19 protein-coding genes and 3 tRNA genes are annotated in these 23,151 nt (G+C 64.1%); 8 read left to right on the forward strand and 14 right to left on the reverse strand.

Going from position 1 to position 23,151, the window contains the following annotated elements; translation table 11 throughout:
- Positions 1-60: 60 nt before the first annotated feature.
- Positions 61-1,089: a phosphate ABC transporter substrate-binding protein PstS gene (gene pstS / locus AC57B8_RS17555; protein ID WP_496480280.1), complete on the reverse strand. Its 1,029-nt coding sequence runs from the start codon at positions 1,087-1,089 to the stop codon at positions 61-63.
- Positions 1,090-1,635: 546 nt separating this feature from the next.
- Between pstS (AC57B8_RS17555) and pstS (AC57B8_RS17560) the strand changes: the two genes are divergently transcribed.
- Positions 1,636-2,628 (forward strand): phosphate ABC transporter substrate-binding protein PstS, encoded by a 993-nt coding sequence (gene pstS / locus AC57B8_RS17560; RefSeq protein ID WP_496480538.1) that lies wholly within the window; start codon positions 1,636-1,638, stop codon positions 2,626-2,628.
- Between the two features lie 53 nt (positions 2,629-2,681).
- Here the strand turns inward: pstS (AC57B8_RS17560) and AC57B8_RS17565 are convergent, their stop codons facing one another.
- Positions 2,682-3,437, reverse strand: a complete 756-nt coding sequence (locus AC57B8_RS17565; protein WP_496480281.1) for a winged helix-turn-helix domain-containing protein — start codon at positions 3,435-3,437, stop codon at positions 2,682-2,684.
- 184 nt (positions 3,438-3,621) lie between these two features.
- Here AC57B8_RS17565 and AC57B8_RS17570 point away from each other — a divergent pair, with 184 nt between their 5' ends.
- Positions 3,622-3,999: an ArsR/SmtB family transcription factor gene (locus tag AC57B8_RS17570; protein ID WP_496480282.1), complete on the forward strand. Its 378-nt coding sequence runs from the start codon at positions 3,622-3,624 to the stop codon at positions 3,997-3,999.
- Positions 4,000-4,124: 125 nt separating this feature from the next.
- Here AC57B8_RS17570 and AC57B8_RS17575 read toward each other — a convergent pair whose 3' ends face one another.
- From AC57B8_RS17575 to AC57B8_RS17610, 8 genes are all read right to left on the reverse strand, one after another.
- Entirely contained in the window at positions 4,125-6,401 is a 2,277-nt protein-coding gene (locus AC57B8_RS17575; RefSeq protein ID WP_496480283.1) for a PhoX family protein, read from the reverse strand.
- A 311-nt stretch (positions 6,402-6,712) separates the two neighbouring features.
- On the reverse strand, positions 6,713-8,263 hold the full coding sequence (locus AC57B8_RS17580) for a caspase family protein (protein WP_496480284.1): 1,551 nt from the start codon (positions 8,261-8,263) through the stop codon (positions 6,713-6,715).
- Positions 8,264-8,627: 364 nt separating this feature from the next.
- Positions 8,628-8,712 (reverse strand) — tRNA-Ser (locus tag AC57B8_RS17585).
- A gap of 32 nt (positions 8,713-8,744) precedes the next feature.
- Complete coding sequence (hemW, locus tag AC57B8_RS17590; RefSeq protein ID WP_492731106.1) at positions 8,745-10,007, reverse strand: radical SAM family heme chaperone HemW; 1,263 nt, start codon at positions 10,005-10,007, stop codon at positions 8,745-8,747.
- 3 nt (positions 10,008-10,010) lie between these two features.
- Positions 10,011-10,610, reverse strand: coding sequence for a non-canonical purine NTP pyrophosphatase (locus tag AC57B8_RS17595; RefSeq protein WP_070062009.1), 600 nt, complete (start codon positions 10,608-10,610; stop codon positions 10,011-10,013).
- A 74-nt stretch (positions 10,611-10,684) separates the two neighbouring features.
- Entirely contained in the window at positions 10,685-11,416 is a 732-nt protein-coding gene (gene rph, locus AC57B8_RS17600; RefSeq protein ID WP_390349347.1) for a ribonuclease PH, read from the reverse strand.
- Positions 11,417-11,471: 55 nt separating this feature from the next.
- Positions 11,472-12,380: a PP2C family protein-serine/threonine phosphatase gene (locus AC57B8_RS17605; protein ID WP_062476311.1), complete on the reverse strand. Its 909-nt coding sequence runs from the start codon at positions 12,378-12,380 to the stop codon at positions 11,472-11,474.
- A 5-nt stretch (positions 12,381-12,385) separates the two neighbouring features.
- Entirely contained in the window at positions 12,386-13,393 is a 1,008-nt protein-coding gene (locus AC57B8_RS17610; RefSeq protein WP_056573330.1) for a serine/threonine protein kinase, read from the reverse strand.
- Between the two features lie 91 nt (positions 13,394-13,484).
- Here AC57B8_RS17610 and AC57B8_RS17615 point away from each other — a divergent pair, with 91 nt between their 5' ends.
- The 4 genes from AC57B8_RS17615 (at position 13,485) to AC57B8_RS17630 (ending at position 17,618) form a co-directional block, all read left to right on the forward strand.
- Positions 13,485-14,408: a YicC/YloC family endoribonuclease gene (locus AC57B8_RS17615; protein WP_496480285.1), complete on the forward strand. Its 924-nt coding sequence runs from the start codon at positions 13,485-13,487 to the stop codon at positions 14,406-14,408.
- 14 nt (positions 14,409-14,422) lie between these two features.
- Positions 14,423-15,043: a guanylate kinase gene (gene gmk, locus AC57B8_RS17620; RefSeq protein ID WP_062476362.1), complete on the forward strand. Its 621-nt coding sequence runs from the start codon at positions 14,423-14,425 to the stop codon at positions 15,041-15,043.
- A 31-nt stretch (positions 15,044-15,074) separates the two neighbouring features.
- Positions 15,075-15,278 (forward strand): DNA-directed RNA polymerase subunit omega, encoded by a 204-nt coding sequence (gene rpoZ, locus AC57B8_RS17625; protein WP_013543330.1) that lies wholly within the window; start codon positions 15,075-15,077, stop codon positions 15,276-15,278.
- Between the two features lie 96 nt (positions 15,279-15,374).
- On the forward strand, positions 15,375-17,618 hold the full coding sequence (locus AC57B8_RS17630) for a RelA/SpoT family protein (RefSeq protein ID WP_496480286.1): 2,244 nt from the start codon (positions 15,375-15,377) through the stop codon (positions 17,616-17,618).
- Between the two features lie 9 nt (positions 17,619-17,627).
- Here AC57B8_RS17630 and greB read toward each other — a convergent pair whose 3' ends face one another.
- Entirely contained in the window at positions 17,628-18,209 is a 582-nt protein-coding gene (greB, locus tag AC57B8_RS17635; RefSeq protein WP_496480287.1) for a transcription elongation factor GreB, read from the reverse strand.
- A gap of 98 nt (positions 18,210-18,307) precedes the next feature.
- Between greB and AC57B8_RS17640 the strand changes: the two genes are divergently transcribed.
- On the forward strand, positions 18,308-18,868 hold the full coding sequence (locus AC57B8_RS17640) for a thermonuclease family protein (protein WP_496480288.1): 561 nt from the start codon (positions 18,308-18,310) through the stop codon (positions 18,866-18,868).
- A gap of 69 nt (positions 18,869-18,937) precedes the next feature.
- On the opposite strand, the gene AC57B8_RS17645 is transcribed toward AC57B8_RS17640, so the two are convergent.
- Positions 18,938-19,014, reverse strand: a tRNA-Arg gene (locus tag AC57B8_RS17645).
- 216 nt (positions 19,015-19,230) lie between these two features.
- On the opposite strand from AC57B8_RS17645, the gene AC57B8_RS17650 reads away from it, so the two are divergent.
- Positions 19,231-19,656, forward strand: a complete 426-nt coding sequence (locus AC57B8_RS17650) for an HU family DNA-binding protein (protein WP_062476298.1) — start codon at positions 19,231-19,233, stop codon at positions 19,654-19,656.
- Between the two features lie 185 nt (positions 19,657-19,841).
- On the opposite strand, the gene AC57B8_RS17655 is transcribed toward AC57B8_RS17650, so the two are convergent.
- Together AC57B8_RS17655 and AC57B8_RS17660 are read right to left on the reverse strand one after the other, a co-directional pair.
- A tRNA-Arg gene (locus tag AC57B8_RS17655) sits at positions 19,842-19,918 on the reverse strand.
- Positions 19,919-20,000: 82 nt separating this feature from the next.
- Positions 20,001-23,135, reverse strand: coding sequence for an efflux RND transporter permease subunit (locus AC57B8_RS17660; protein ID WP_496480289.1), 3,135 nt, complete (start codon positions 23,133-23,135; stop codon positions 20,001-20,003).
- Positions 23,136-23,151 lie beyond the last annotated feature (16 nt).

A 23,151-nucleotide genomic window follows, 5' to 3' on the forward strand; every position in this document is an offset into this window, starting at 1 on the left:
ACTCCGGAGGGGGAGATCAGGCGGTGGCTGCAATGCCACCTCTGACCTCTCGGACTGTCGTTACTTGATGTTCTTGGCCCAGTACGCCTCGATCTGTTTGACCAGCGTGGCTGGCAGCGAGACGTAGTCCAGCGATTTCGCGTCGGCCTGGCCGTCCTGCAGTGCCCACTTGAAGAATTCGAGCGCCTCCTTCGACTGCGCTGCGTCCTTCGGCTGCTTGTACATCATCACGAAAACCGACGCGGTGATGGGCCAGGAGTCCTTGCCGGCGGCGTCGGTGATGACTTCGAAGAAGTCAGGTGCCGACCAGTCCGCGCCAGCCGCTGCGGCCTGGAAGGTTTCGAGGGTGGGGTCGACGAACACGCCAGCCTTGTTCTTCACCTCGGTGTACTTCATCTTGTTCTGCATCGCGTAGGCCAGCTCGACGTAGCCGATCGAACCCTTGATCTGGTTCACATACGCCGCCACGCCTTCGTTGCCCTTGCCACCGACGCCGGCCGGCCAGTTCACCGATGTGCCTTCACCGACTTTGGTCTTCCACTCATCGCTGACCTTCGAGAGATAGTTCACCCAGTTGAAGGTCGTACCCGAGCCGTCCGAGCGGTGCACCACCGTGATCTTCTGGTCCGGCAACTTCATCTTGGGATTCAGGGCGGCGATCGCAGGGTCGTTCCACTTGGTGACCTTGCCGAGAAAGATGTCGGCCAGCAGCGGGCCCGTGAAGCGCATGTCGCCAGGTTTGGCATCCTCGATGTTCACGACGGGCACGACGCCGCCGATGACCACGGGGAACTGCGCGAGGCCTGCGGCCGCGAGCTCCTCAGGGGGCAGCGGCTTGTCCGAGGCGCCGAAGGTCACGGTCCCCGCCTTGATCTGGGCAATGCCGCCACCAGACCCGATCGACTGGTAGTTGATCTTGGTGCCCTTCTTGGCGTTGTAGCTCGCCGACCATTTGGACAGAATCGGATACACGAACGTGGATCCGGCGCCGGTGATTTCAGCGGCATGCGAGGCGACCGAGGCGAGTGCAATGATGACGCAAGCGGCTGCGGCCCGGATCGGAGAGCGGAAAGGTGTGGGAGTGGTCATGGTCGAGAGGCTCCTGATAGAAAGACAACGGTGACTTGGCGTTCGGCTCGCAGGGTCGCCCGTCGCGCGCCGAAACGTTGGTGAAGTGGCGCGCCGTTCAAAGCACCACTTAAGCCCACATCACTAGATTCCTATGTTTCTAGATTTGTAGAACTGTTGGCTGCATTTTGTTGAGCGTTTATGACAACGAAGTGACAACTCGAGGGGTTTGCGGCGGCGTTGAAAAAATCAACTCTCACGCCCCAGACAGATACCCCTTCGCCTGAAAACAGTTTGATGGAATCAATACGGAGTTCAGTGTTTTTGACGAATCACGGCATCGCCGCGAAGGGGTGAATATCGGGCCAGGAGGCCCTCGCCTGCCCGGAGCACCGCGCGCTGTCACGGATATGTCATGGTCGATGGACAAACTTGGATTCCACATAACCAGCAATATAGAAATAAGGAGAGGCAGCCATGCCTGACTTTCAACAACCGCGTTGGACCCCCGTCGGATCGAGAACTTTGTGCAGCGGCGGCAAGAAGGGGCGGATCGCGTCCGACCTGATGCGCACCGCGGCCGGCGTGCTGGCTTTCGCGGCAGTGACCGCGCACGCCGCAGACGTCATGGGGGCGGGATCGACGTTCGTCTTCCCGATCCTTTCCAAATGGGCGGCCACGTACCACGACCAGACCGGCGCGAGGGTGAACTATCAGTCGATCGGGTCCGGCGGCGGTATCGCGCAGATCAAGGCCGGCATGGTCACCTTCGGCGCTTCGGACAAACCACTTCCGCCGGATGAACTGAGCAAGAGCGGCCTGGCCCAGTTCCCGCTGGTTGTTGGCGGAGTGGTGCCGGTGGTCAACGTCGACGTCGCAACACCCACGCCGCTGAAATTCACCGGTGCAGTCCTCGCCGACATCTACCTCGGAAAGGTCGCCAAGTGGAATGATCCGTCGATTGCCGCGCTCAATCCAGGGGTAGTGCTGCCGGATCAAAAGATCACCGTCGTCCACCGCTCGGACAGTTCGGGCACGACTTTCAACTGGGTGAACTACCTGGCGAAGGCCAGCGAGGAATGGAAGACGAAGGTCGGCAGTGACACCGTTGTCCAGTGGCCAGTCGGGATGGCTGGCAAGGGGAATGAGGGCGTGGCCACCTACGTCAACGCCACGAAGGGCGCCATCGGGTACGTTGAACTGTCGTACGCCGTGAAGCACAAGATGAAATACGCCCAGGTCAAAAACAAGGCTGGCGCGTTCGTGGATCCGAGCGCGGCATCGTTCCAGGCTGCTGCAGCGAGCGCCGAATGGAAGGCTGAGGACTTCTACGAGGTCATCACCGACGCTCCCGGCAAAGACTCGTGGCCCATCGCGGCGACCACCTTCGTGCTGATGTACAAAGACCCGAAGAGTGCGCCTGCCAGCAAGGAAGCCCTGAGCTTCTTCAAGTGGGCTCTTGAAAGCGGCCAAGCCGACGCACAGAAGTTTGACTATGTCCCGCTGCCAAACACGCTGGTCCAGCAGATCGAGGCGTACTGGGCGAAGCAAATCAAGTAACCGTCAGAGCGGCCTGCGCGGCGCCCTCGCTTGCGAAGGCGCTGATGCTGCGGTCACGCGCTGTAGCGTTGGCGCGAGTCCGCCGGTGTTGCGCTCCTCTGCAAGGTGAATCGGTAACCGCTCTTCAGGACGGTTTCAACGACATCTCGCAGCCCGAATGGTGCCAAGGAGTCACGCAGACGCCGGATGTGAACGTCAACCGTCCGTGCAGCGATGCGTGCGCCGGACGGCCACAGCCGATCCAGGAGTTCAGTGCGGGAGTGCACCGTCTCGGGGTGAGTGACCAGGAAGTAGAGCAGCCGGTACTCGGTTGGGCCGACAGGTACTTTCTTTGCGCGCCCCTCCACGACTGCCAGCACTTCACGGTGTACCGAACGAAAGCTCAGCGGGCCCGAGACCACATCCTCTTCCAACAACTCAGGGGCGCGGCACCTAATAACAGCTCGGATGCGCGCGAGCAGCTCGTGAGAAGAGAATGGTCGCGAGACATAGTCGTCCATCCCGGCGTCGAGCGCAGTCACGGCCATATCGGCATCGCCATGCATGCATGTCGCCAGGATGGGAAGGTGGGCTGTTCGAGGGTGATCACGCAACTTCCGTCCCCACTCCAACATGGCATGCCTGCCGCGTGGCACGTCAATGATGACGAGCTTGGGTAAGCCGAGTCCAAGTAACCGGGTCGCGTCCACGTCGTTGCGAGCTCGGACTACGTCGAAGCCGCCGCGTCGGCATGTCAGGCTGATCGACTCCAGAGCTTCGGAGTCATTCGCAACGATGAGCGCGCTTTTGGGGATGTCGTAGGAGAACACTGCGTAAGGGGATGAGCCCGATGAGAGGCAATTAATCTACAAATCTAGATTTCTAGAGTCATTGCATCTTTGCGCGGAACCATGACAGACGGATGACGTTTTTGAAACAGGACTGTCATATGCTCAGGACATACTCATCAAATCACCCTGTCATATGGGAAAGTCTGCCTCGTCCAACCGCTCCATGAACTCAGAAAAAGCCGTAGTCGCCCTGGCTGCCTTGGCGCAGCCTTCTCGACTGGCCATCTTCCGCTTGCTGGTGGTCGCGGGCAGCGACGGTATGTCCGTCGGAAAAATCGGTGAAGAGCTCGCTTTGGCCGGTGCGACGCTGTCGTTCCATATGAAAGAGTTGACTCACGCCGGCCTCATCCAGGGCACGCAGGAAGGCAAGTTCGTTTACTACCGTGCGCAGTTTGCGCCAATGAACGAGCTGCTCGCCTTCCTCGTGGAGCACTGCTGCGATGGCTCTGGGGGAGACTGCGAAGTGGAACTGCCGCAGTGCGTGGAAGAAGTCGTCCAGCGACGCCGTGCGCCCGCCCGCAAGCGCGTCGCGCGGGCCTGAATCACCTTGTCCGGCAGCGCATGCGCGCCGTCATTGCCGCATTGCCGATAAGTTAAGGGGCGCTCGACATTTCGCCGGCGCCCCCTTGGCATTGAGCGGCACAGTGAAGTGCCGCGCGGAATCACTCAACTGCCGATGCGGCCACCATCGTTCTTTGTGATCACGATCGTTGCCGAGCGCGGCCGCGAACCGGCGCCATAGCCGGCGTTGCTGGGCCAACGGCTCGTGTATTTCGACGGATCGGCAAGATTAGCCTGGCTCGTCGTTTCACCGGGATGCTGGATGTTCACGAAGATGGCCTTGCCGTCGGGCGTCTCGCAAAAACCGGTAAGTTCGCACCCGACCGGTCCGACCAGGAAGCGCTTCAGCGTATCGGGCGTCGGAGCCTTGCCGACCTGGGTCAGCACATCGAGCTTGCTGGTGTCCGCCTTCGTGTAGCTCAAGGTCTTTGCGGCACCATCACCGACCTTACCGGGCAAAGCGGCCAGCATCATGCAGTTCGTGACGTCCGTGTAGGCGCCATCGTCCGTCTGGATCCAGCAGATACCGGTCGCAGGGCTGAACACCAGGCCGTCCGGGCTCGAGAAATCCTGATCGGCCGTCAGGCTGGAGATGTTGACCAGACCATTGTCCGCGCCGGCTTCTGCGCCGAAGAGATAGATGTCCCAGGTGAAAGTTGTGGCCGAGCCGCCGGCGCTGCCTTCCTTCATGCGCAACAGGTGGCCGTTCGGGTTGCCAGGCTGCGAGGTCGCGCCCTTCATGTCCGTGTAGGCTCGCGGGTTCGCCGCGTCAAGTGCCACTTGCGATGAGCCGCTCGGCTCGAGTCGGCGGTTGCTGTTGTTGGTCAGCGTCTGATATATCTCGCCGTTGGCGGGGTTCACGCCACCCCATTCGGGGCGGTCCATCTTGGTCGCGCCCACTGCGTCGCCTGCGATGCGCGAATGAACGGCGACATCAGCCTGGTTGGCGAAGGCATAGCCGGCGTAGCCGGAAACCGCTGCGTTTGCGAAGCTGAGTTCCAACCAGATGCCGGTTCCATCGGCACTGAACTTTGCGGCATACAGCTTGCCGTCGTTCAGGTACTTGTCGCCAACGGCCAAGCGATCGGTCGCATCCGCATCGGCCGCAACCCAGAGCGCTGTCGACACGAACTTGTACATGTACTCGTTGCGCGCGTCGTCGCCCATGTAGACGACCAGCGGCTGCCCAACTGTCGGTTTGCCGAAGGCGGCGCTCTCGTGGGCGAATCGACCCAATGCGGTACGTTTGCGGGCGGTCTTTGTCTTGTCGAGCGGATTCACCTCGACGATGTAGCCCATGCCGTTGAGCTCGTTGCGGTAGTCATCGCTACCATCGGTCGAAGCACCGGTCTTGCTGATGTTCCAACGCGCATATCGGTCCTCAGGGCCTGCGCTCTCCCAGCCGTGCCGTGACGCGCCGCCTTGAGAGCTGCCGTATCGCTTGAGTGCCACAACACTCTTGTCTGCGCGAGCTGCATCGTCTGCAGCGCCGCGCGTGAAGTAGCCGAACCAGTTCTCTTCACCGGTGAGGAAGGTGCCCCACGGCGTCTTGCCGGTGCCGCAGTTGTTCAATGTGCCGCGCGTGCGCGTGCCGTCTGTCGAATACTTGGTGACCAGCAGGCTGCTTCCGCGAGCGGGGCCTGTGATCTCGATGTCGCTCAGCGGGGTCAACCGGAAATTGAAGTTGGACCCGGCGACGGTTGCCCATTTACCCGATGTCTTAACGACTTCCACGACCGAGATGCCATGGATGGCGATTTCTTTGTCCACTTCCGCGGCAGGTCGCGGCATCGTAGAGGTTCCCCCATTCGCGTGCAGGAAGAACGAGCTCAGCGATTCATTGGTCGTTGCTTCGTGATTGACGGCCAGCACGCCACGATCGGTGGCCGTGAGCGAGAGCTTCCCGTTGGCATCCAGGCCGAACCATTCCATGCCGTCGTGGTGATCACCGGCACGGCTTTCGAAAGCCGTGTCCGTGCCGTCGTTCTTGTACGCAGGCGTGCCGCTCGTCAGCGGGTCACCCAAGGCGTAGATGACGCTGAAGGAGTAGCCAGCGGGAACCGAAACGACGTCGGCCAAGCTCTTTGCGACTGCGCCGAACCCAAGGAGCTTCTCCGTTGGGGGTTGCGGAGCGGGGGCGGGTCCTGGAGCGGGCGCCGGTGCGGGAGGAAGCACGGGGAAGCTGACGCCGTCGCTTCCGCCGCCACAGCCCACGACGGCCAAGCCGCCCAGCAGGGCCGTACCGGCCGTGCCGACGCCACCGCGCAGAAGGCCTCGACGGCTCAGCCGCGCAGCGAGCACCGAGTCGAATGTAGGGTTGGGCGACGTGTTGGAGTCTTCGTCGTTGAAGTCGATCTGTTTGGAATCGGCTGGGCTTTTCATTTAGAGCTTTCTAGATACGTGGAAACGTTTAATCTAGAGAGCCCCAGTGACAGTTTCGTGACTTGGTCAGGCCCTGGTCAGTGGATTGATGTGCCTCAACGGCAGATCTGAAAACTTCCACACGCATGAGCTTTGCGAGGGAGAACGCAGTGCTGCAGCGAAACTCGGCCTCCTCTTTCACTTGGACCAAGTGCCGATTGCCAGCTCGCGTCAGCTTCATCCAGGGCCAGTTGTGAAACTTCGCCGACTTCCTTACAACCCTCTCTCTCGTTCAAATCAGAGCCATCTCCAGACCAAAAGCTCTCAATCGGTCATACGTCGGTTAAAAGCAAGGTCGTTGGCCCTGACACTCCAAAACGAAAGGTATGAACCCTTTTCACATGCTGGGAAATCATGACAGCCCGCGGGGATCCCGAAAGTGTGAGTCGCCCCTTGTCAAGATTGATCGTGAGGGCGACACCCTTTGAGTCGAAGTATTTAATGGTGGAATTTGCTGCATCCTCGTCTAACTGACCGCCGTGTTCTTCTTCAAAGCCCTCAAAGATTTCCACATAGTCATCGTAGAAATTCGGATCCGGTTTAAATCTCACCACGACGCGCTCGAATCTCGAGCCGAACACGTCATCAAACGCAGGGATGTGGTTTTCCCAGCCCTCTCGCAAATAGAGGCGGCGTTGAATGTAGTAGTTCGCCGGCTCCTTCGAGCTATGACCAGGTGTCACGGAGTACCTGAAGAAATCACAGTCAAGGCCCCCCACCCCGTCAGCAGTCGACTGCGTGAAGTCTCTTGCCCGCAGACTGAAAGCTTGCTTTGCCATCTGATATGTTTGTTTGATTTCCTCGTCAACAAAGCTTTGCAAGCTGGATCGGACCCAGGTGATTGTGGAATCCGTAACCACCTTTGGGACGAAGCGAGAGCCCCCAGGAAGTGCCGTGTACTTGTGCGTCTCTAAGCTTTCCAGAAAATCGTCCGTTGCTTCAAGGCGGATTGCTGAATAGTCACCGGCCTCTGAGATCGGGCTTCGGGTAGTCGGCACTTCGCGCAACGCAAATGTGTGCTGTGAATCAACTACCGCCATAGGCGTCTGCTTGCCGGAACCGACCCGCTTCTCGGTAACGTATTGCGGAACGGCTGTGGCCAGATAGTCGCGCAAGCTGACGTCTGTGAGATACCTTCCCGGTCCGAGGGCAGATGGTGCATCGCCACGCAACGCACGCAAGAGAAAGTAGGTCCACACACCGTGTTGGTACTCTACTGACGGATATGACTTTTGTCCCGGACTGCAGGAAAGGAAGGTCGCGCAGTATTGCGCGGAGCCTAGAAATTTCTCAAGTTCATTTGCGTTCAAACTGGAGATGACATCCCGGGATTTCACCAGAGCCTGCACGGCGGTTGCACAAGCGTCGATGAAAATCAGAGCCCGTTGGCATTTGCTGGCACGCAGCGGCTCAATGAGGATTTCGTTTATCAGGAGCGTGGTTTGCTGCGGATGAAAGCTACTTGAATCCCATGCTGTAATTCGGTTGCCTCCGCTGTCGTGGTAGCCATGTCCCGCGTAGTAGAAGACAAAGAGATCATCCTCTTTGAGACCAGCGATCGTCTGCTGCAACCCATATCTGAGATTCCCCTGCGTTGCCGCGGAATCGAGGCATATTTCAACATCGACCTCGGCATCTTCGTAGATTTCTTCAATCGTCGACTTAAATGCTTCAGCGTCATTGCGAGCGTAGTCGACCTTCTGCAGTTCTTGGCCCTTCGGGCGCGATTGATAGTCCTCAATCCCGACCACGAATCCAATTACGCGGACTACTTCGAGTAGCTGGACTTGCGTGCTCACTGGCTTCTTTGCGGCGTTCTTCATTTTCAAGGGTGATGCAGACGTGTGAAAGGCAATGGCTCAGCCATGGCAACCTTCCCAGCGATAGCTGGTTTCTACCACCCTTTTTCGCAGGGTCCGGCACCCTTGCAGTGCCTCCCGCAGATACTAGCCACAGTGATCGCACTGCTGGCCTGCTTATGCATCCGAAGCCCGCAGATGGCTTTCGTCAACGATTCGTCTCAGCGTGACATCGCCCTGCGGCGAGCAGGGTTTGTATGCCGAAACCGCGCCCAACCCGAGCCACAAGAAAAAGCCGCTGCTCGGAAGAGCAGCGGCTTTATGTGGGCTTTTATGTGGGACAGATTCAAAAAATCAATCTAAGTTATTGATTTTCCAAGAGAATCGGCGGAGAGTGTGAGATTCGAACTCACGGACGCTTTCACGTCGGCAGTTTTCAAGACTGCTGGTTTAAACCACTCACCCAACTCTCCGGAATCGTCGATTTTATGCCGACGGCACAGCCTTACTCGTCATCGGGCAGGAACAGCGTCTGCAGGTCGCTCAGGAAGTCGAGTCCGCGCTCGGTGGGCCACACGCGGAACAGGTCGCGTGCAACGAGCCCCTTGCGCTCGGCCTCTTCCAAGCCACGCTGGATCGACGTCATCGCCAGGCCCGTGCGTTCGCTGAACTGGGGCAGCGTGAAGCCCTGCTTCAGTCGCAAGGCATTGAGCATGAACTCGAACGGCAGGTCGGCCAGCGCCACTTCGTCGCTCTGCGACACGGCCATGCCGGCGCGCGCGTTCTCCATGTACAGGCGCGGTTCGCGATAACGCACCTGCCGCACGATGCGGTGCGCGAAGCTCAGCTTGCTGTGCGCGCCGGCGCCGATGCCGAGGTAGTCGCCGAACTGCCAGTAGTTGAGGTTGTGCGCGCACTGGTGCCCGTCGCGCGCATAGGCCGAAACCTCGTAGCGCGACATGCCGTTCGCGCCCGTGCGCTCGGTGATGCGGTCGAGCATCGCGTAGGCGATGTCGTCCTCGGGCAGCGTGGGCGGGAACTTGGCGAACCAGGTGTTGGGCTCGATGGTGAGGTGGTAGATCGAAATGTGCGGCGGCGCAAGCGCCAAAGCCTGGGTCAGGTCGGCGTCGAGGCCTTCCATGGTCTGGCCCGGCAGGGCGTACATCAGGTCCAAATTGAAGGTATCGAAGGCGCTCGCGGCCTCTTCCACCGCAGCGATGGCCTGCGCGCGGTCGTGCACGCGGCCCAGCGCCGTCAGGTGCTCGTCGTTGAAGCTCTGCACGCCCACCGACAGACGCGTGACGCCGGCTGCGCGGTAGGCGCGGAAGCGGTTGCGCTCGAAGGTGCCGGGGTTGGCCTCAAGCGTGATCTCGCACTCGGGCGCGAGCTTGAGGCGCGCGCGCACGTCACCCAGCAGCCGGTCGATGGCCTGCGGCGAGAACAGGCTGGGCGTGCCGCCGCCGATGAAGATGGTGTGGACGGTGCGACCCCAGATCAACGGCAGCGCGGCGTCGAGGTCGGCGATCAGCGCGTCGATGTAGGCGGCTTCGGGAAGGCCGTCGATGTCGGCCTCGCTGGTGGCGCGCCACTCGTGCGAGTTGAAGTCGCAGTAAGGGCACTTGCGCAGGCACCACGGCAGGTGGATGTACAGCGACAGCGGCGGCAGCGCGGCGAGTTGCAGCGGGCCGGGGCGCATCCAGTGCAGCACGTCATTGGCCTGGGGAGCACCGCCGGCTTGGGCGGGCTGGATCGGGAAGACGGTGGCCATGGGTCAGAACCAGCGCTCGCGCATCAGGGCGAGCATGGCCTGCGCGGCACGGCCGCGGTGGCTGTTGGCGTTCTTCACGTCGGGCGGCAGCTGGGCGAAGGTCTTGCCGAAGGTCGGCAGGTACATGACGGGGTCGAAGCCGAAGCCGTTGTCGCCGATGGGCGCAGGCGCGATCTCGCCGACCACGCGGCCGACGGCAATGAGCGGCTCGGGATCGTCGTGGCGGCGCAGCGCGACCAGCGTGCTGACGAGCGCGGCGCGGCGGTTGACCACGCCGTCGAGCTGTTCGAGCAGCGCCTTCACGTTGTTGGCGTCGCCCTTGGCGTAGCCGAACTGCGTGGCGTAGTAGGCGGTGTCGACACCCGGCAGGCCGCCGAAAGCATCGACGCACAGGCCGGCGTCGTCGGCAATGGCCGGCAGGCCGGTGGCGGCGCTGGCGTGGCGCGCCTTGGTGAGCGCGTTCTCGACGAAGGTGCGGAAGGGTTCTTCAGCCTCGCCCACGCCGAGTGCCGACTGCGGCACCAGGGTGACGGACAGCTCGGCAAACAGCTGCTGGAGTTCGGCGAGCTTGCCCGCGTTGTTGGAAGCCAGAACCAGTTTCATGGAAAGTCAAAGATGGCTGTGATGCCCGATGAATGAACGGGCGCCAGTAGCTAGTGGTTGTGGTCGTCGGTCGTTCAATTCGAAAGCAGGGCCTGCTGCTGCAGGCTCACGAGTTCGCCGATGCCCTTCTCGGCCAGGCCGAGCAGGAGGTTCATTTCTTCGCGCGTGAAGGCCACGCCTTCGGCCGTGCCCTGCACTTCGACGAAGTGGCCGGCGCCGGTCATGACGACGTTCATGTCGGTGTCGCAGGCCGAGTCTTCGGTGTACTCGAGGTCGAGCAGCGGCGTGCCTTCGACGATGCCCACCGAGATGGCGGCCACGTGGCCCTTGATGGGCGAGGTCTTGAGCGCGCCGGAGGCCAGCAGCTTGTCGACAGCGTCCTGTGCGGCCACGAAGGCGCCGGTGATGGCCGCGGTGCGCGTGCCGCCGTCGGCCTGCAGCACGTCGCAGTCGAGGTGGATGGTGCGTTCGCCCAGAGCGGCGAGGTCGAACACGGCGCGCATCGAGCGGCCGATGAGGCGCTGGATTTCCTGCGTACGGCCGGTCTGCTTGCCCTTGGCGGCTTCACGGCTGCTGCGGGTGTGGGTGGCGCGCGGCAGCATGCCGTATTCAGCGGTCACCCAGCCTTCGCCGCTGCCCTTCTTGTGTGGCGGCACTTTTTCTTCGACCGAGGCGGTGCACAGCACGCGGGTCTGGCCGAACTCGATGAGCACGGAGCCTTCGGCGTGGATGGTGAAGCCGCGGGTGATGCGCACGGGGCGCAGCTGGTCGGCGGCGCGGCCGCCGCTTCGTGTGAAAGCAGTCATGTGTCTGGAGGAAACCGAAAAAGAAAAAGAAAAACCGCGAGACCCGATCAAGAGATCAGGTCTTGCGGGCGGCGGAGCGGCGGATGGCTTCGTTGATCTCGGCGATGGAGCGCTCGATGGCGTCTTCGTCGAGGTCGTCGATCTCGCTGTCGGACGGCATGCCGGCCTGGATGGTCGAGGCGAACACGCCGTCGTCGATGGTTTCGGTGGATACGCCGCGGTCATCGCCGGGCGTCTCGGGCATTTCCCATTCGAGCGCGATCAGCGTCACGTTGTCGCTGTGGGCGCCGCCCTTGCGCAGCGCCATTTCGGCCAGGTCGGGCGCGGCATCGGACACGGGCTTGCCGGACGACAGGGTGTGCACGATGACGGCGTCGTCGAGCACGCCCCAGACGCCGTCGGAGCACAGCATGAGGCGGTCGCCGCGCTGCAGCGGCAGCGGTGCCGACACGTCGAACAGCGGCGTGGTGGGCGAGCCCAGGCAGGTCAGCAGCAGGTTGCGGTTGACGGGCGCATCGGTGGCACCGTGGGGCTTGGGGCGCTCGGCGTGCGAGTGGTCGCGCGTGCGGGTCAGCAGGCGGCCGTCGCGCACGACGTACAGGCGCGAGTCACCGCAATGCAGCCAGGTGGCGGTGGCGTTCTGCAGCACGGCCGCGACCACGGTGGTGCGGGGCGTGTCGAGCATCGCCTTGTGGCTGGCGTACCGCATGATCTGCTGGTGCGCCGACATGGCCGACTCGGCCAGGAAGGCCTTCACGTCCTTCACGGTGGGGCGGGCCTCGCGCTGGTACAGCGCGGCGATGGTCTGCAGCGCCAGCTGGGCCGCCACCTCGCCTTCAGGGTGGCCGCCCATGCCGTCGGCGAGCACGAACAGACCCGACTCCCGCGTGTAGCAGTAGCCCATGCGGTCTTCGTTCTTGAGACGGCCGCCCTTGCGGCTGACCTGGAACACGGAGAACTTCATGTCGATCAGGCCGGACGGGTGGTGGGCGCGGCGGCGCGCGGCAGGCTCTTCTTGTCGAAGGAGCGGATGTTGTCGATCGACAGGCGCACTTTTTCGCCGACCGTGAGCTTGGTGTAGCGGCGCTCGCCTTCGCGGCTGAGTTCTTTTTGCAGCGCGAACACCGACTGCGGGCGCGAGAGCGGGTCGAGCGACATGCACCACTCGACCACCTCGATGAGGTTGTCGGAGTACACGCCGCGCAGGCGCGAGAGCGACAGGCTCAGGCGGTCTTTCTCGATGCGCCGGGGCGCGTCGTTGGGCGGGTAGCCCTGCATGCAGGCGTAGATGCAGGCGCCGATGGCGTAGATGTCGGTCCAGGGGCCCATCGACGAGTCGCGCCGGTACATCTCGGGCGCGGCGAAGCCGGGCGTGTACATGGGGCGGATGAAGATGCCCTCTTTGCTGAGCACTTCGCGGGCGGCGCCGAAGTCGATCAGCACGGCGCGGTCGTCGTCGGTGACGAAGATGTTGGCGGGCTTGATGTCCAGGTGCAGCATCTTGTACTGGTGGACGATGCGCAGGCCGCGCAGGATTTCGTCGAACAGCGAACGGATGGTCGATTCGCGGAACACCTTCTGCCGCTTCAGGTCGCGCGCCGTGACCACGAAATCCTGCAGGGTCGCGCCCTCCAGGTAGTTCATGACCATGTAGACGGTCTCGTTCTCGCGGAAGAAATTGAGCACGCTGACCACCGACGCATGCGAAATCTGCGCGAGCGAGCGGCCTTCCTCGAAGAAACTCTTGAGCCCCAGGCGGTACAGCGACAGCTTCTCGGGCGGCACCTGCGGCGCCAGCTCGCCGGGGCCCCGCGTGGCGAGCGACGAAGGCAGGTATTCCTTGACGGCGACCTGCTGGCCGTTCGGGTCGATCGCGAGGTAGACCACGCCGAAACCGCCCGCGGAAAGCCGGCGAACAACGCGATATCCGCCAATGACCGTATCGGGCAACAGGGGCGTAGGCTTGACCTTTGACATAATCCGGGAGTTTCGCCCGAAGGCGATGGTGCGGCAAGCGAACGCTGTACCGACGCCTCGGTGCTTGCAAGCAAAACCACAGTGAGGCGCAATGCCAGTTTACAGCATGACCGGCTACGCCAGCGGCCAGAACGGCCCCGCAGGCAGCCACTCCGAAGCCGATGCACGGCCCTCCGCCGCGGGCCGACTCGGGGTCGAAATCCGCTCGGTCAACAGCCGCTTTCTCGACCTCACCTTCAAGCTCCCCGAGGAGCTGCGCCAGCATGAGACCGCGCTGCGCGAGCTGCTCACGGCCAAGCTCAAGCGCGGCAAGGTCGAGGTGCGCGCGGCCATCGAGAACACGGCCCAGGCGGGCGTGGTCGAGCCCTCCGTCAAGCTGCTCCAGCGGCTGAACGGCGTGCAGGACGGCATCCGTGCCTGGCTGCCCGGCGCCCGCGAGCTCAGCGTGGCCGACGTGCTGCGGCTGGCCGGCGGCGACGGCGCCACGCGCGGCGACTGGGGCCCCGACCTGCTCGACGTGGCAGGCAAGGCGCTCGAGGCGCTGATGTCGGCCCGCCAACGCGAAGGCGCGCGGCTGGCCAAGATGCTCGAGGCCCACCTGGCCCAGCTGCGCACCCTGGTGCAGCAGGCCGGCCCGCTGGTGCCCCAGCTGGTCGAACAGCAGCGCAACCGCTTCCTGGAGCGCTGGCAGGAGGCCATGGGCCTGACCGCCGGCACGGGTGGCACGCTGCCCGAAGCCGCCCAAGACCGCGCCCTGACCGAAGCGACCGCCTTCGCGATCCGCATCGACGTGGCGGAAGAGCTGACCCGGCTGAATTCGCACCTCGACGAGATCGAGCGGCTGCTCAAGAAGGGCGGCGAGATCGGCAAGCGGCTGGATTTCCTGATCCAGGAACTGCACCGCGAAGCCAACACCCTGGGCTCCAAGTCGGCAGCCCTGGAACTCACGCGCATCGGCGTGGACATGAAGGTCCTCATCGAGCAGATGCGCGAGCAGGTGCAGAACATCGAATGACGACGAGCCTCCCCATGGACTACCCCGGCAATATCTTCGTGGTCGCCGCGCCCAGCGGTGCTGGCAAATCGAGCCTGGTCAAGGCGCTCATGGAGCTCGACTCGGCCGTTCAGCCCTCGGTCTCCCACACCACGCGCCCCCCGCGTGGGCAGGAAAAACACGGTCGGGAGTACTTTTTCGCCTCGCCGAGCGAGTTCGACGCCCTCATCGCGGCCGACGGCTTCGTCGAATGGGCCCATGTGCACGGCCACCGCTACGGCACGTCGAAGAAAGCGGTCGAGGAACGGGTGGCCCTGGGCACCGACGTGATCCTCGAAATCGACTTCCAGGGCGCACTGCAGATCCGCAAGACCTTTGCGAACGCGGTCATGATCTTCATCCTCCCGCCCAGCTGGGAAGAGCTGCGCTCCCGCCTCGAGCGGCGCGGCGAGGACAGTGCGGCGGTGATCGAATTGCGCCTGAAGAATGCGGCCGAAGAGATGGCCCAGGCCGGAAAATTCGATTTCGTTATAATCAACGAGTTATTTGAGCGCGCACTTTTCGATCTCAAGGCGATCGTCCACGCGCAGAGGCTCCGGTATTCCGCACAGCGCAGAGCACGTGCCGATACGTTCGCCGCACTGAACATCCCTTGAAATCCCCGCTCACCGACCGAAAGAATTCATCATGGCCCGCATCACCGTCGAAGATTGTCTCGTTCAGATTCCGAACCGCTTCCAGCTCGTTCTCGCCGCCACGTACCGTGCGCGCATGCTGAGCCAAGGCCACGCGCCCAAGATCGAGAGCAAGAACAAGCCCGCCGTCACGGCCCTGCGCGAAATCGCCGAAGGCAAGATCGGCATCGAGATGCTCAAGAAAGTGCCGGGCTGATCTTCTGACGCAGCCCTGCAACGAAAAGGCACCGCATTGCGGTGCTTTTTTTACGTCTGGACGCGCCCACAGAGCGGTCACGCTAAAGTGGTAGCCATGAGCGCGGTCGCCAAACCTACGTCCCCCACGCCGAAACCGAGTCCGGCGGCGCTGAACGCGGCCGCCGCGAGTTTTGCTGCGCTGACGGCCCGCCTCGACTACCTCAGCCCCGAAGACACCGAGCTGGTGCGCCGGGCCTACCGCTTCGCCGACGAAGCCCACCTCGGGCAGCTGCGCAACAGCGGCGAGCCGTACATCACCCACCCCATCGCCGTGGCGGCGCAGTGCGCCGAATGGAAGCTCGACGCCCAGGCGCTCATGGCCGCGTTGCTGCACGATGCCATCGAAGATTGCGGCGTCACCAAGCCGGAGCTCATCGAGCGCTTCGGCGCCCCGGTTGCCGAGCTGGTCGACGGGCTCACCAAGCTCGACAAGCTGCAGTTCAACACGCGCGAAGAGAACCAGGCCGAGTCCTTCCGCAAGATGCTGCTGGCCATGGCGCGCGATGTGCGCGTCATCCTGGTCAAGCTGGCCGACCGCACGCACAACATGCGCACGCTGGCCGATGCGCCGCGTGAAAAGTGGGCCCGCATCTCGCGTGAAACGCTCGAGATCTACGCCCCTATCGCGCACCGGCTGGGCCTGAACCAGACTTACCGCGAGCTGCAGGACCTGTCGTTCCGCCACCTCAAGCCCTGGCGCTACGCCACGCTGGCCAAGGCCGTCGCCAAGGCCCGCGGACGACGACGCGACCTGATCCAGAAGGTGCAGAAAGAGGTCGAGACGGCCTTCTCCGCCGCCGGCATGACGCTGCGCATCGCGGGCCGCGAGAAAACGCTCTATTCCATCTACCGCAAGATGGAAGAAAAACACCTGAGCTTCGCGCAGGTCACCGACATCTACGGCTTCCGGCTCATCGTGCCGAACGTGATCGCCTGCTACACCGGCTTGGGCATCCTGCACCAGATGTACAAGCCGCTGCCGGGCAAGTTCAAGGACCACATCGCGATCGCCAAGCTCAACGGCTACCAGTCGCTGCACACCACGCTGGTGGGCCCTGCCGGCGTGAGCGTGGAGTTCCAGCTGCGCACCGAGGCCATGCACGTCGTGGCCGAATCGGGCGTGGCGGCGCACTGGCTCTACAAGGCCGCCGAGCCCAATTCCGCGAGCAACGACCGGCTGGGCACCAAGTGGCTGCAGTCACTGCTCGACATCCAGGACGAAACACGCGACGCCGCCGAGTTCTGGGACCACGTCAAGGTCGACCTGTTCCCCGACGCTGTCTACGTCTTCACGCCCAAGAGCCAGATCATGGCGCTGCCGCGTGGCGCCACGGTGGTCGACTTCGCGTACGCCATCCACAGCAACATCGGCGACCACACCTCGGCCGCGCGCATCAACGGCGACCAGGTCCCGCTGCGCACCGAGCTGAAGAATGGCGACGTGGTCGAAGTGATCACGGCGCCGGTGTCGACGCCCAACCCCGCGTGGCTGGGCTTCGTGCGCACCGGCCGGGCACGCTCCAAGATCCGCCACTACCTGAAGACCTTGGCGCATGCCGAGTCCGAAGGCCTGGGCGAGAAGCTGCTGGCGCAGGCGCTGCGCGCCGAGGGCCTGGGCAAGCTGCCCGAGGAAGACGACGAACACCAGGCACTGTGGGAGAAGCTGCTGCGCTTCACCGGCAACCGCACCCGCGCCGAGCTGCTGACCGACATCGGCCTGGGCAAACGCATCGCGAGCATCGTCGCCAAGCGGCTCATGGCGCTGCTGGCCGAGATCGGCGAGCGCCCCGACGCCCTATTGCTCAGCCGCGAGCGCTTCACGTCGCACGAGGCCGTGTCGCAAGGCGCGGTGACGCTCGACGGCAGCGAGAACTCTTCCGTGCGCTTCGCGCAGTGCTGCCGCCCCATTCCCGGTGACCAGATCGTCGGGTACCTCGGGCACGGCGAGGGGCTGGTGGTGCACACCGACGACTGTGGCGTGGGCCAGCGCCTGCGCAACAAGGACAGCGAGCGCTTCTTCGCGGTCGAATGGGCCGACGAGCCCACGCGTGCCTTCGAGACCGGCGTGGTCATCACCGTGCGCAACGACAAGGGCGTGCTCGCCCGCGTGGCGGCCACGCTGGCCGATGCCGAGGCCGACATCACGCACGTGGAAATGGCCGACGAGACCCCGCAGGATTCGACCGACCTGCGCTTCGTGATCGCAGTGCGCGACCGCACGCACCTCGATGCCGTGCTGCGCGCCGCGCGCCGGACCGCGTCGGTGCTGACCGCGGCGCGGACGATTCCTGCGCCCTGACCTTCTTCGTCAGTTCGCCGGCGTGTGCGGCGCCGGGTAGCTCACCGACAGGATCTCCACCTCGTGCGCCCCGCCGGGTGTCACGAGCTTCACCACGTCGCCTTCGCGCGCCTTGAGCAGCGCACGCGCGATCGGGGAGATCCAGCTGACTTCCGACTTGGCGCTCTCGGCCTCGTCGATGCCGAGGATCGTGACGCTGCGCTCCTCGCCGGTCTCGTCGACATAGCGGACGGTGGCGCCGAAGAAGACCTGGTCGCGCCCGTGGTGCACCGACGGGTCGGTGATCTCCGCGATCTCGAGCCGCTTGCCGAGGAAGCGGATGCGCCGGTCGATCTCGCGCAGGCGCTTCTTGCCGTAGAGGTAGTCGCCGTTCTCGGAGCGGTCGCCGTTCTTCGCGGCCCAGTGCACGGCCTCGACGACCTTGGGGCGCTCCTCGTCCATCAGCTGCAGCAGCTCGTCGCGCCGGCGCGCGTAGCCCTCGGGCGTGATGTAGTTCTTGCTGCCCGCTGGCAGCGGGGGCGCGGCGCCACCTGCGCCGTCATCGTCGTCGTCCGCATCGGCGTCCGACTCCTTGGTGAATGCCTTGTTCAATGCAGAGTCCTTCAAATCGGAAATACTGGGCGCCCTTGCCGCGCCGTACAAGCCGGTGAGTTTGCCGCAACCGCCATGCCCAGGAGACAGGAGCCCCCGTGATCGCCATCGGACATTTCCCTTGCCGTCGCCATGCCTCGGCGGGGCTTCATTTGTACGCTCTCGCGGTCCTTGCTGCCGTCCTGGGCTTTCTTCCCTTCGACACCCACGCCAGGACGCAGACCTGCTTCGTCGTGAGCATCCACAGCGGCGACACCCTCACCGCCCGCTGCGGCGACGCGGCCAGCGCCAGTGCGTGGCGCCGCGTGCGCCTGCAGGGCATCGAGGCGCCAAAGCCGGGGCAGCCCTTCGCCGAGCAGGCCCGGCAGAAGATGCACGACATGGTTCGCCTGAAGCCTGCGGACGTCGACTGCGACGCGTCCACATCCCATGCCCGCGAACGCATCTGCCTCGTGATGGTGACGCCGGATTCGGCACCCCATGGACCGCGAACGCTCGACGCAGGCCTAGCATTGCTGACCGTCGGATTGGCACGCTGGCAGCCCGCGCAGGCGCAGCGCCTGTCACCCCAGGAGCGCGGGCAGTATGAATTCGCGGAGGAAGAAGCCAAAGCCAAGCGGGCCGGCCTCTGGAAGGACGTGCGACCGGCGCGTCCTTGATGCGGGCACGGTGCAATGACCGGCCAAAGAAAAAGGGTTAGCTCGAAAAACGAGCTAACCCTTGAAGAGTGGTGCGGCTGGCAGGAATTGAACCCACGACCCCTTGGTTCGTAGCCAAGTACTCTATCCAACTGAGCTACAGCCGCACAGCTTTCGATTATAGCGTGTTTTTTCGCCCATCCCAACCTTTGTGATCGAAAGCTGAAAATACGGACGACGGCAGCCCGCAATGGGGCCTATTGCAACGCATCCGGCCCGTGCCGTTCCAAAGAGGCCCTTCCGACCCGGTACACTCCGCCCCGCCCGGAATAAGCCTGGGCCGCCGTAGGCAACACGGCGCCATACCATCCAAGGAATACTGAATGAACCGCATCGAACTGGTCGAGAAGATCGCCACCACCCACAACCTGAGCAAGGCCGAGGCCGCACGCGTCCTCGAAACGATCACCAGCAGCGTCGTCGCTGCCGTGAAGAAGGGCGATTCGGTCCAGCTGGTCGGCTTCGGTACTTTCAAGCAAGTCGCACGCGCTGCACGCTCGGGCTTCAACCCCCAGGCCGGCACCAAGATCAAGATCGCCGCCACCAAGGTGCCGAAGTTCGTCGCCGGCGCTGCCTTCAAGGCCGCCATCGACCCCAAGGCCGCCAAGCGCAAGGCTGAAAAGGCCGCTGCTGCACCCGCTGCCAAGAAGGCCGCCGCTCCGAAGAAGGCAGCTGTCACCAAGGCTGCTGTCACGAAGGCAGTCGTCGCCAAGGCTCCCGCCAAGAAGGCCGTCGCCAAGAAGAAGTAAGACGCATGGTGCGACGCTGCACAGGCCCGGCCTGGCAGCTGTCCGTATCGACGTCAAAAAGCCGCCCTCGGGCGGCTTTTTTGTGGGCGCCTGCCGCGCAGCGAATGCGGGCAGCGAAACCCTCTGTGCGAGGGCCCCAAACGAAAATAGCCTGGAAGAGAAACTCTTCCAGGCTATTCGAGAGATGGTGCGGCTGGCAGGAATTGAACCCACGACCCCTTGGTTCGTAGCCAAGTACTCTATCCAACTGAGCTACAGCCGCGCAGCCTTGAATTCTACCCCGCCGAAAGCGCTGTTCCGGCGAGGCCTTCAAAAAAGCTTCACGGCCTTGTGATGCGACGGCCTCAGGCCACCTGTTCGCCGCCCTCCTGCGCCTTGCGCCCCATCAGCCGTGCGGCCACGCGCTTCACCAGCAGGTAGAACAGCGGCACGAAGAAGATGCCCAGCGCCGTCGCCGCAAGCACGCCGCCGAACACCCCGGTGCCGATCGCGACCTGGCTGCCCGAGCCCGCACCCGTGGCCACCGCCAGCGGGATCACGCCCGCCAGGAAGGCCAGCGAGGTCATCAGGATCGGCCGCAGCCGCAGGCGCGCGCCTTCGGCCACCGCTTCGAGCAGCGGCACACCACGGCGCAGCGCCGCCTCCGCGAACTCGATGATCAGGATCGCGTTCTTGGCCGACAGCCCGATGGTCGCGAGCAGCCCGACCTGGAAGTAGATGTCGTTCGACAACCCGCGCAGCGCCGCCGCGATCACCGCGCCGAGCACGCCCAGCGGAATCACCAGCATCACCGACACCGGCACCGACCAGCTCTCGTACAGCGCCGCCAGGCACAGGAAGACCACGAGGATCGACAGCGCGAACAGCAGCGGCGCCTGCCCGCCCGACAGCCGCTCCTGGTACGACAGGCCGCTCCAGGCCTGGCCCGTGCCGCTCTGCTGCTTCGCGAGAGTCTCGATGGCCGCCATGGCCGTGCCCGAGCTGATGCCCTGCGCAGCCGCGCCCTGGATCTGCACCGCGGGCAGGCCGTTGTAACGCTCCAGCTGCGACGCGCCCTGCGACCAGTGCGTGGTGGCAAAGGCAGAGAACGGCGTCATCGCGCCCGTGCTGCCGCGCACGAACCACTGACTGATGTCGTCCGGTGCCGAGCGGTACGGCGCATCGGCCTGCACGTACACGCGCTTCACGCGGCCGCGATCGATGAAGTCATTCACGTAGCTGCCGCCCCAGGCGATGCCCAGCGTGGTGTTCACGTCGTCCAGCGACAGCCGCAGGGCCGAGGCCTTCAGCTGGTCGATGTCGACCTGCAGCTGCGGCGTGCCGGCCACGCTGTTGGCGCGCACCGATTGCAGGCGCTTGTCCTTGTTGGCCTCGCGCACCAGTTTTTCGCGCGCCTGCAACAGCCGCTCTGCGCCCATGCCCGAGGTGTCCTGCAGCCAGAACTCGAAGCCGTTCGATTCACCCAGCCCTTCGATGGGCGGCGGCACCATGCCGAAGACCTCGGCGTCGCGCTGCTGCTTGGCCAGCGCCTTGCCGGCACGCTCGACGATGGCGTGCGCGCGCTTGTCGGCGCTGGCGCGCTCGGACCAGTCCTTCAGCGAGACAAACGCCATGCCCATGTTCTGCCCCGAGCCGCTGTAGCTCCAGCCGGTGAGCGTGAAGATGGTGTCGGTCGTGTCCTTCTCGGTCTCGAGAAAATGCTTTTCGATGGCGCGGTTCACTTCGTCGGTGCGGCCCGAGGTGGCGCCGGCCGGCAGCGTCGCGATCACCATCACGCTGCCCTGGTCCTCTTCCGGCAGGAAGCCGCCGGGCAGGCTCAGGTACAGCAGGCCCATGCCGGCCACGATGGCGACATACACCGCCGTGAAGCGCAGCGGCTTGCGCAGGATGCGGCCCAGCACGCCCACGTAGCGGCCCTGCGCGGCGTCGAAGCGGCGGTTGAAGGCGCCCAGGAAGCCGCGCGTGCGCGGCGGCACGCCGGCCTTCAGGAAGCGCGCGCACAGCGCCGGGATGAGCACGATGGCCACCACCACCGACAGCACCATCGACGCGATGATGGTCACCGAGAACTGCCGGTAGATCACGCCCACCGAGCCGCCGAAGAAGGCCATGGGCAGGAACACCGCCGACACCACCACCGCGATGCCGACCAGCGCGCCGGTGATTTCCTTCATCGATTTGATCGTGGCCGCCTTCGCATCGAGCCCCTCTTCGTGCATGACGCGCTCGACGTTCTCCACCACCACGATGGCGTCGTCCACCAGCAGGCCGATGGCCAGCACCATGCCGAACAGCGTGAGCACGTTGATCGAATAGCCGAAGGCCGCCAGCACGCCGAAGGTGCCCAGCAGCACCACCGGCACGGTGATCGCGGGGATCACCGTGGCGCGCCAGTTCTGCAGGAAGAGGAACATCACGACCACCACCAGCGCGATGGCCTCCAGCAGCGTCCGGATGACCGACTGGATCGAGATCTTGACGAAGCGGGTCGTGTCTTCCGCGTAGGCCACGCGCAGGCCCGCAGGCAGCGAGCGCTCAAGCTCGGCGATGCGCGCCTTCACCGCGCGGGCGGTGGTCAGCGCGTTGGCGCCGGGCGCCAGCATCACGGCCGAGCCCGCGGCCGGGTGGCCGTTCAGGCGCGTGGTCTCGGCATACGACTCGCTGCCGATTTCCACCCGCGCCACGTCGCCCAGCCGCACCACGGCACCGTCGGCCTGCGTCTTGAGCACGATGGCCTTGAACTGGTCGGGCGTCTGCAGCCGCGACATCGCGGTGACGGTGGCGTTCAGGTGCTGCGTCGGCGCCGACGGCCGCGCGCCGATCTCGCCCACCGACACTTGCGTGTTCTGCGCGGTGATGGCGGCCGTGACGTCGGACGGCATCAGCTGGTAGCTGGCCAGCCGGTGCGGGTCGAGCCAGATGCGCATGGCGTACGCCGCGCCGAAGGCCTGCACCGAACCCACGCCGTCGACGCGGCTGATCGGGTCGCGCAGGTTGCTGGCCATCCAGTCGGCGATGTCGGTGTCGGTGCGCTGGCCGGTCTCGTCGTAGAGCGCCACGATCAGCAGGAAGTTGTTCTGCGACTTGGCGACCGTCACGCCCTGCTGCTGCACCGCCTGCGGCAGCCGGCTGGTGGCCTGGCTGACCTTGTTCTGCACCTGCACCTGCGCGGTGTCGGGGTCGATGCCCTGGCGGAAAGTGACGTTGATCTCGGCCCAGCCGGCGGCGCTGCTGGTCGACTTGAAGTACATCAGGCCGTCGATGCCCTTGAGTTGCTGCTCGAGCACCTGCGTCACGCTGTTTTCCACCGCCTGCGCCGAGGCGCCGGGGTAGTTGGCCGACACGACCACGGTCGGCGGCGCGATGTCCGGGTACTGCGACACCGGCAGCGTGCGAATGGCCACGCCGCCGGCCAGCATGATGAGGATGGCGATGACCCAGGCGAAGACGGGCCGCTGGATGAAGAAATGAGCGATCACGGGAGGTTGTCGCTTC

This window comes from Variovorax sp. BGA-UO-ETr-C22 (assembly GCF_059567965.1).